This window comes from Phenylobacterium sp. (assembly GCF_044236515.1).
GTDB lineage: Bacteria > Pseudomonadota > Alphaproteobacteria > Caulobacterales > Caulobacteraceae > Phenylobacterium.
The window spans coordinates 1-7,052 of sequence record NZ_JBIIGK010000153.1; the positions used below are offsets into that span (position 1 = coordinate 1).

Annotated in this window: 9 protein-coding genes; 4 read left to right on the forward strand and 5 right to left on the reverse strand. The window is 71.3% G+C overall.

Translation table 11 applies throughout. The features are described 5' to 3' along the window. From ACILRF_RS13365 to sugE, 4 genes are all read left to right on the forward strand, one after another. Positions 1-84, forward strand: an 84-nt coding sequence (locus ACILRF_RS13365) for a hypothetical protein (RefSeq protein ID WP_395673697.1), incomplete at its 5' end; no start/stop codon positions are given. A gap of 6 nt (positions 85-90) precedes the next feature. After that, a complete protein-coding gene (locus tag ACILRF_RS13370) occupies positions 91-357 on the forward strand; it encodes an ATP synthase F1 subunit epsilon (protein WP_395673681.1) in 267 nt (88 codons plus the stop codon). A gap of 81 nt (positions 358-438) precedes the next feature. Then, the gene (locus tag ACILRF_RS13375) at positions 439-1,056 is read left to right on the forward strand and encodes a hypothetical protein (RefSeq protein WP_395673683.1); all 618 of its coding nucleotides are present in this window, start codon (positions 439-441) and stop codon (positions 1,054-1,056) included. A 96-nt stretch (positions 1,057-1,152) separates the two neighbouring features. Further along, on the forward strand, positions 1,153-1,479 hold the full coding sequence (sugE, locus tag ACILRF_RS13380; protein WP_395673685.1) for a quaternary ammonium compound efflux SMR transporter SugE: 327 nt from the start codon (positions 1,153-1,155) through the stop codon (positions 1,477-1,479). A gap of 31 nt (positions 1,480-1,510) precedes the next feature. On the opposite strand, the gene ACILRF_RS13385 is transcribed toward sugE, so the two are convergent. The 5 genes from ACILRF_RS13385 to leuS form a co-directional block, all read right to left on the reverse strand. Next, on the reverse strand, positions 1,511-1,993 hold the full coding sequence (locus ACILRF_RS13385) for an RNA pyrophosphohydrolase (protein ID WP_395673687.1): 483 nt from the start codon (positions 1,991-1,993) through the stop codon (positions 1,511-1,513). Beyond that, positions 1,990-3,099 (reverse strand): divergent polysaccharide deacetylase family protein, encoded by a 1,110-nt coding sequence (locus tag ACILRF_RS13390; RefSeq protein WP_395673689.1) that lies wholly within the window; start codon positions 3,097-3,099, stop codon positions 1,990-1,992. The genes ACILRF_RS13385 and ACILRF_RS13390 overlap by 4 nt, the downstream gene beginning before the upstream one ends. A gap of 79 nt (positions 3,100-3,178) precedes the next feature. Further along, complete coding sequence (holA, locus tag ACILRF_RS13395; RefSeq protein ID WP_395673691.1) at positions 3,179-4,231, reverse strand: DNA polymerase III subunit delta; 1,053 nt, start codon at positions 4,229-4,231, stop codon at positions 3,179-3,181. Positions 4,232-4,241: 10 nt separating this feature from the next. Further along, positions 4,242-4,754 carry an LPS assembly lipoprotein LptE gene (lptE, locus tag ACILRF_RS13400; protein ID WP_395673693.1) on the reverse strand — a complete coding sequence of 171 codons (513 nt, stop codon included), beginning with the start codon at positions 4,752-4,754 and terminating at the stop codon, positions 4,242-4,244. Further along, the coding region (gene leuS / locus ACILRF_RS13405) for a leucine--tRNA ligase (RefSeq protein ID WP_395673695.1) at positions 4,754-7,052 on the reverse strand (2,299 nt) is incomplete at its 5' end. The genes lptE and leuS, both read right to left, overlap by 1 nt.

Below are 7,052 nucleotides of genomic sequence, written 5' to 3' on the forward strand. Positions count from 1 at the left end.
CACCTGCCGGAAGGCGCCTTCTACATGGTCGGCGCCATCGAGGAAGCCGTGGCCAAGGCCGAGAAGATGGCGGCGGAAGCCTAAGCGATCATGGCCGCCAAGCTCCACTTCTCCCTGGTCTCTCCGGAGCGCGAGCTGTTCTCGGGCCTCGTGGACCAGGTCGACGCACCCGGCGCCGAAGGCGACTTCGGCGTGCTGGCCGACCACGCGCCGTTCATGACGGCGCTCAAGGAAGGCGAACTGCGCGTCCACAATGACGGCAAGGTCACGGTCTACCAGGTGCGCGGCGGTTTCGCCGACGTGACGCCGGAGGGCCTGACGGTCCTGGCCGAACACGCGGCCGAAGCCGAGGGCTAAAGGTTCCTGTGCGGCGTCGGCGGGCCTTGCCTCCGACGCCGCCCTTGAGTTTGATAAGCGGAATTCTGGGGGAAACCGCCGATGCGTATCGCCTTTGCTAGCCTGATCATCGCCGCCGGCCTGGCGAGCGCTGCAAGCGCTCAAACCACCGACGCTCCGGCCGCCCCGGCGGTCCCGGCCCCGGCGCCCGCCGCGGTCGAACCGCCCCCGGCCCTGCCGACCTCCGGCGACGGCGCCGAAGTGATCGCCGCCCTCGACCAGGTCTGCCTGCCGGCCGTGCGCGGCGGCGACCTCGAGGCGCTGGCCAAGGCAAACGGCTACAAGCTGAACCGCCGCGACCAGACCTGGGCCAAGCCGCTGGGCGGCCAGAAGAACTACGCCATCGTCCTGTTCCCGCAGGGGTCCAACAAGGACGTCTGCTTCGCCGAGCTGCGCTATGCGATGGGCAAGGACGACGAGATCGCCAAGGCGCTGAACATCTGGGCCTTCACCCGCCAGCCGCCGCTCGACCCGACCGCCAACTACACCCAGCCGGTGGATCCGGACGGTCTGAAGCGCGTCCGCCGCTCGTGGGAATTCCTGAGCGCCAGCCAGTCGATCGGCCTCAACTTCTCGACCGTCCGCAAGCCGGACGACACCCAGGTCGCCAAGAACTACGACCAGGGCACGCTGCAGTACCAGGAGCGCAAGCTTCAGTAGGGGTTCCGCCGCTCCAGGGCGAAAGACCGCCGCCGGGACGACCCGGCGGCGTTTCTTTTTGGCGGGGACGACCCCGCGCGATGGGGGCCATGATCCGTGGCTTGGACGCTTCTCTTCGTCGCCGGCCTGTTCGAGATCGGCTGGGCGATCGGCCTCAAATACACCGAAGGCTTCACGCGCATCGTGCCGACGGTCCTCACCGCGGCCAGCATGCTGGTCAGCGTCCTGCTGCTTGGCCTTGCCGCCCGCAGCCTGCCGATCGGCACCGCCTATGCTGTGTGGACCGGGGTGGGGGCGATCGGCACGGCCATTCTCGGCGTGATCCTGTTCCGCGAACCGGTGACGGTGGCGCGCCTCGTCTGCCTCGGCTTGATCTTCGCCGGCATCATCGGCCTGAAGCTGTTCAGCGGGGCAAAGGCCTGAGCATCGCCCTCCCCCTCACGTGGCGGGGGTCCTAGGCTGCGAAGGGCGCGAAGGCCTTTACCACCGCCTCGTAGGCGGCGCGCTTAAAGGGGACGATCAGGTCCGGGGTCTCCGCCAGGCGCGCCCAGCGCCAGTCTTCGAATTCCGGCTCGCCGTGAGCCGCGAGGTCGAACTCGCTATCCGGCCCGTCGAAGCGGAAGGCGAACCAAACCTGCTTCTGGCCCTTGAAGCCGCGCCGCGATTTCGAGCCGCCGGCGCCCTCGGGGAAGTCGTAGGCGATCCAGCCTTCCGTGCGGGCGAGGAAGGTGACGCTGTGCGCGCCGGTCTCCTCGGCCAGTTCGCGGCGGGCCGCGGTCTCGAAGTCCTCGCCGGGATCGACGCCGCCCTGCGGGAACTGCCAGTTCCACGGCGGCGGCGTGGCGGCCCGGCGGCCCAGCCAGACCCGGCCGTCCGGATGGAACAGCACCACCCCGACGTTCGGGCGGTGATACGGGAACGGGTCGTCCGCGGTCATCGTCTGGTGGCGAGGGCGGAGGCTGGGGCCAGCTGGTAGCCGCGCGCTTCGACGCTGGCCGCCCACGCGGCCACCTTCTCCAGGGTGACCGGATAGGCGAAGCCGGAGCCGAGGGCCTGGCCCTTCTGCAGGGCGCGCGCTTCCAGCCGCAGCAGCTGGTCGTCGACCGCCTTGGCGGTGAGCTGGTCGTCGACGACATAGGCGGCCGAGGCGCGCGGCAGGCCGCCGGCGCTGGCCGCGGCCGAGCCGTCGTCGATGAAGCCCAGGCCACGGGCCCGGGCGGCGGCGGCGAAGGCCTCGTAGGCGGCCGGCTCGGCCAGGAAGCGCGAGCCGAGATAGTTGGTCAGGCCGAAATAGCCGGTAGCCCGCGACAGCACCCATTCCAGCTTCTTTGCGGTCTCCTGGGCGCCGCCGCGCGCCATCAGGGTGTAGGGGCCGGGATCGTTGTCGGGATAGTTCTCCGGCTCCATCGGCGTTTCCAGCAGCACCTCGTGGCCGTGCTGTCGGGCGAGGTCGATCCAGCCTTGCAGGCCCTCCGCATAGGGCACGAACGACAGGGTCACGGGGCCTGGCAGGGTCTCGATAGCCTGCTGGGTGGCGCGGGCATTCAACCCGAGGCCGCCGATAACCAGCGCCACCTTGGGCCGGCCGTTCGACTGGAAGGGGCGCGCATAGGCCTGGAACGGCGTACGCCCGTCGGCGGCGATGATTGGCAGCGGCCCGCCGGGACCGGGCGCGAAGAAACCTGCGATCGGCGCCGCAGGCAGGGGGCCGCTCGCCCAGGCCTGCGTCGGGCTCGGCGCGGCCGCGTTCCAGGTCGGGGCGGCCATCGGGGCCAGCGGACGGGCCGACAGGCGGATGACGTCGTGGCTGACGACGTGGCCGTGCGGCGCCTTCAGCGCCTCGTGCCAGCCGCGCGGGGCCTTGCCCAACGTGGCGTGGGCGCCGGACGCGCCGCCGAGGGGGCCCAGGAAGCTCACCAGCGCCGATCCGGCGGCGACCAGCAGCACCGCGGCGGCGGCGACCGCGGCGTGGGGACTGGTGGCGACGCCGCGCAGGCGGGCGATCAGCGGTCCGGGCGCGGCAAACTGGGGTATCGCGATCATGGCCAAGGGTGAACGCTCCTGCCTGAGCAGGGTCGCGAAATATGGTTAACGCCGCATCAACCCGATGGCGACGGCGGGCCTAGAGCCCCATCCGCCGCGCCTTGCTGGCGATGGTCAGGGCCAGCCGTTGGGCGATCAGCTGGTCGGGCGCGCCGGCGCTCTTGCAGGCCCGGTCGGCGGCCAGCACCTCAGGCTGCAGGCGGTCGAGCTCGTCGAGGTTCCACGAACGCGCCTGGCGCAGGAATTCGCGCTCCTGCTTCCAGAACACCCCCGACGCCTTGGCCGCCTCCTGCAGGCTCGCCCCCGACTTGGCCAGCGTCAGGGCTCGGCGCAGGCGGCCAAGGTACATGCCGATGGCGCGGACGGCGGCGGGGCCGGCCTCGCCCTCCTGGGCGGCGCGGCGCAGACCCGCCTGCGCTTCGGCCAGGCGGCCGCCGAACGCATCGGCGGCGGCGTCGGACAGCGAGGCCTCGGGCTCGACGCCGAGGAAGGGCTCGAGGTCGGCGGGGGTCGCCTGGACGCCGCTGCCGGGGCCGAGGTAGAGGGCCAGCCGCTCGATCTCGACCTTGGCGACCCCGCGCTCCTTCGGCAGGCGGGCGACGAACATCGCCAGGGCGTCGGCGTTCAGGCCGACGCCGTCGCGGGCCAGGGTCTCCCGGACCAGTCGCGCGACGTCGCCGGGCTCGTCCTCGTAGCAGGGGATCGCGGCCGCGCCGTCGGCCTTCTCCGCTGCCTTGCGCAGGGCCGAGGTCTTGTCGAGGTTGCCGGCCTCGATCAGCAGGAACGCCTCGGGATTGAGCTCGCCGGCCGCGTGGCGCACCAGGGCCTCGGCGGCGATCTTGTCGGGACCGCCCTTGTCGCTGGTCAGCCGCAGGCGCACCAGCCGCCGGCCGCCCATCAGCGACTGGGCGGCGAGTTCGCCCTCCAGCCGGCCGGCGTCGGCGTCAAGGTCGCCGTCGGTCAGTTGGGCGACGTCGAAGGGATCGTTGGGGTCGGCCACCACCTTGCCGGCCAGGGCGTGGCCGCGGTCACGCACCACGCCGATGTCCCGCCCGTAGATCACCACGGCGCGGACGCCGGCGTCCGGCTGGCGCAGGAAACGTTCGATGTCGGGGCGCTTGGAGAGGATCACGCCCGACGCCTCAGGCCCCGGTCCGGTTCTCGCCCGCCAGCCAGACCGCCAGCTCCAGCTGGATGCGTCGCGCCGCCTCGCTGGCGGCTCGGTCCTGGGCGTCCTGCTGGGCCGCGATCGAGGCGTAGGGCTGGTCGGCGGAATCGTAGGTCAGCGCCACCCGCACCCGGCCGCGCTTGGCCTGGGCGCCCGACGGCAGGCTGGTCAGCCGGTAGGTCGCCTCCAGCACGTATTCGTAGCGGGTCGCGACGTTGTCGATCCGCACGCCGCGCGGGTACCGCGCCTCGGCCACCGAGACGTCCATCCGATAGGCGGGGGCGGCGCCGCGGTTCTTGGCGAAGGCGTCGTCGAGGTGCTGGCGGATCAGGTAGCCGGTGCGACCCTCCGAGGCGACGATGTCGATCGCCGCCAGGTTCGAGACCACCGACGGATCGCCGTAGAGGGGGGTGAAGCCGCAGCCCGCCAGACCGGCCGAGGCCAGTCCGACGGCGAGCGCGACCGCGAGGTTGCGGCGGGCGCGCATCAGGCGGCCACGATGTTGACGATGCGATCCTTCACCACGATCACCTTGCGGATTGTCAGGCCCTCAAGGCGCCGCGCGATCTCCGGATCGTCAAGCACGATCTTCTCGACCTCCGAGGGCTCGGCCCCGGCGGGCGCGGAAATCTCGCCGCGCCGCTTGCCGTTGACCTGCACCGGCAGCACGCGAACGGCGTCCTCGGTGAGGGCCGGATCGAACTGCGGCCAGTCGGCCTCGACGACCATGCCGGCGCCGCCGATCCGCGCCCAGCATTCCTCAGCCAGGTGCGGGACGAAGGGGCCGATCAGCCGCGCGAAGGCCGACAGGGCCTCGTGCCGCGCGGCCGCCAGGGCTGGCGAGGCGCCTGCCGAGGGGTTGGCCTTCAGGAGGTTCAGGAATTCGTAGAGCCGGGCGATGCCGGAGTTGAAGCGGAAACTCTCGATGGCCTCCGTCACCTGCTTGATCAGCTTGTGCGTCGCCACCCGCAAGGCCTCAGCCGCCGCGTCGCCGTCGGCCGGCGCGGCCTCCGGGACCATGCCCGGCTGGCTGTCGAACTCGTCCCACACACGGGTCACGAACCGCCAGGCGCCCTGGACGCCCGAGGTGGACCACTGGGTGTCGCGTTCCGGCGGGCTGTCGGACAGCACGAACAGGCGGGCGGCGTCGACGCCGTAGACCTCGAAGATCTCGCCGGGCGCGACCGTGTTTTTCTTCGACTTCGACATCTTCTCGATGTCGCCGATGGTCAGCGGCTCGCCGGTGCTGATCATCCGGGCGGTGCGCGCCTTGCCCTCGGCCGTCAGTTCGACGTCGCCCGGCTCGACCCACTCGCCGCTCTCGCGCCGATAGGTCTCGTGGGTGACCATGCCCTGGGTGAAGAGGCCGGCGAACGGCTCGCGCACGCTCAGCATGTTCTCGTCGGCCAGGGCCTTGGTGACGAAGCGGGCATAGAGCAGGTGCAGCACCGCGTGCTCGATGCCGCCGATGTACTGGTCGACCGGCAGCCAGTAGTCCGCCGCCGCCGTGTCGATCGGCTCCGGCGCGTCCGGGTCCGCGAAGCGGGCGAAGTACCAGGATGAGTCCACGAAGGTGTCGAGTGTGTCGGTCTCGCGCGTGGCTGGACCGCCGCAAGCCGGGCAGGTGGTGTGCTTCCAGGTCGGATGGCGGGCCAGCGCGTTGCCTGGCTTGCCGAACTCCATGTCCTCCGGCAGGGCGACCGGCAGCTGGTCGCGCGGCATTGCGACGACGCCGTCCTTTTCGCAGTGGACGACCGGGATCGGGCAACCCCAGCCGCGCTGGCGGGCCACGCCCCAGTCGCGCAGGCGGAACACCGTCGCGCCCTCGCCGTCCCCCTGAGCCTCGATCCTGGCGATGGCGGCGTCCTTGGCCGCCTCGACGTCGAGACCGTCCAGGAAGGCGGAATTGAAGATCGTTCCAGGGCCCGTGTAGGCCTCGGTCGCCTCGCTCGCCATGTAGGCGGTGAAGGCCGCGGGGTCCTCGCCGGGCGGCAGCACCACGGCGCGCACCGGCAGGCCGTATTTGCGGGCAAAATCGAGGTCGCGCTGGTCGTGGGCGGGACAGCCGAAGATCGCGCCGGTCCCGTAGTCCATCAGGATGAAATTGGCGATCCAGACCGGCAGCTCGACCGAGGGGTCGAACGGGTGCTTCACCGTCAGGCCGGTGTCGAAGCCGAGCTTCTCGGCCGTGTCGATCTCGGCCTGGGAGGCGCCGCCCTTCTTGCACTCCGCGATGAAGGCGGCGGCCTCGGCGGTGGTCTTGGCGACCGCCTCGGCCAACGGGTGGTCCGGGGCGACGCCGACGAAGGCCGCGCCGAACAAGGTGTCGGGGCGGGTGGTGTAGACCTCGACGTCCCGGGCGCCGGAAGCGGGGCCGCCGCCCGCGCCGCGGAAGGTCAGCTGCAGGCCGCGCGAGCGCCCGATCCAGTTCTCCTGCATCACGCGGACCTTCTCCGGCCAACGGTCCAGGGTCGCGATGTCGTCCGTCAGCTGGTCGGCGTAGTCGGTGATCCGCAGGAACCACTGATTCAGCTTGCGCTTCTCGACCACGGCGCCGGAGCGCCAGCCGCGGCCGTCGACGACCTGTTCGTTGGCTAGAACGGTCTGGTCGACCGGGTCCCAGTTCACGGTCGCCTCGCGACGATAGACGAGGCCGCGCTTGAACAGCTCGAGGAACCAGGCCTGCTGCTGGCCATAGTAGGCGACGTCACAGGTCGCGAATTCACGGCTCCAGTCGATCGACAGGCCGAGCTCCTTCAGCTCGTCCCGCATCCGGGCGATGTTG

Excerpts from the sequence above, each read along its gene's own strand:
- ACILRF_RS13370 (WP_395673681.1), top strand. The coding sequence starts at position 91 with ATGGCCGCCAAGCTCCACTTCTCCCTGGTCTCTCCGGAGCGCGAGCTG.
- ACILRF_RS13390 (WP_395673689.1), bottom strand. The coding sequence starts at position 3,099 with ATGATCGCGATACCCCAGTTTGCCGCGCCCGGACCGCTGATCGCCCGC.
- lptE (WP_395673693.1), bottom strand. The coding sequence starts at position 4,754 with ATGCGCGCCCGCCGCAACCTCGCGGTCGCGCTCGCCGTCGGACTGGCC.
- ACILRF_RS13385 (WP_395673687.1), bottom strand. The coding sequence starts at position 1,993 with ATGACCGCGGACGACCCGTTCCCGTATCACCGCCCGAACGTCGGGGTG.
- ACILRF_RS13375 (WP_395673683.1), top strand. The coding sequence starts at position 439 with ATGCGTATCGCCTTTGCTAGCCTGATCATCGCCGCCGGCCTGGCGAGC.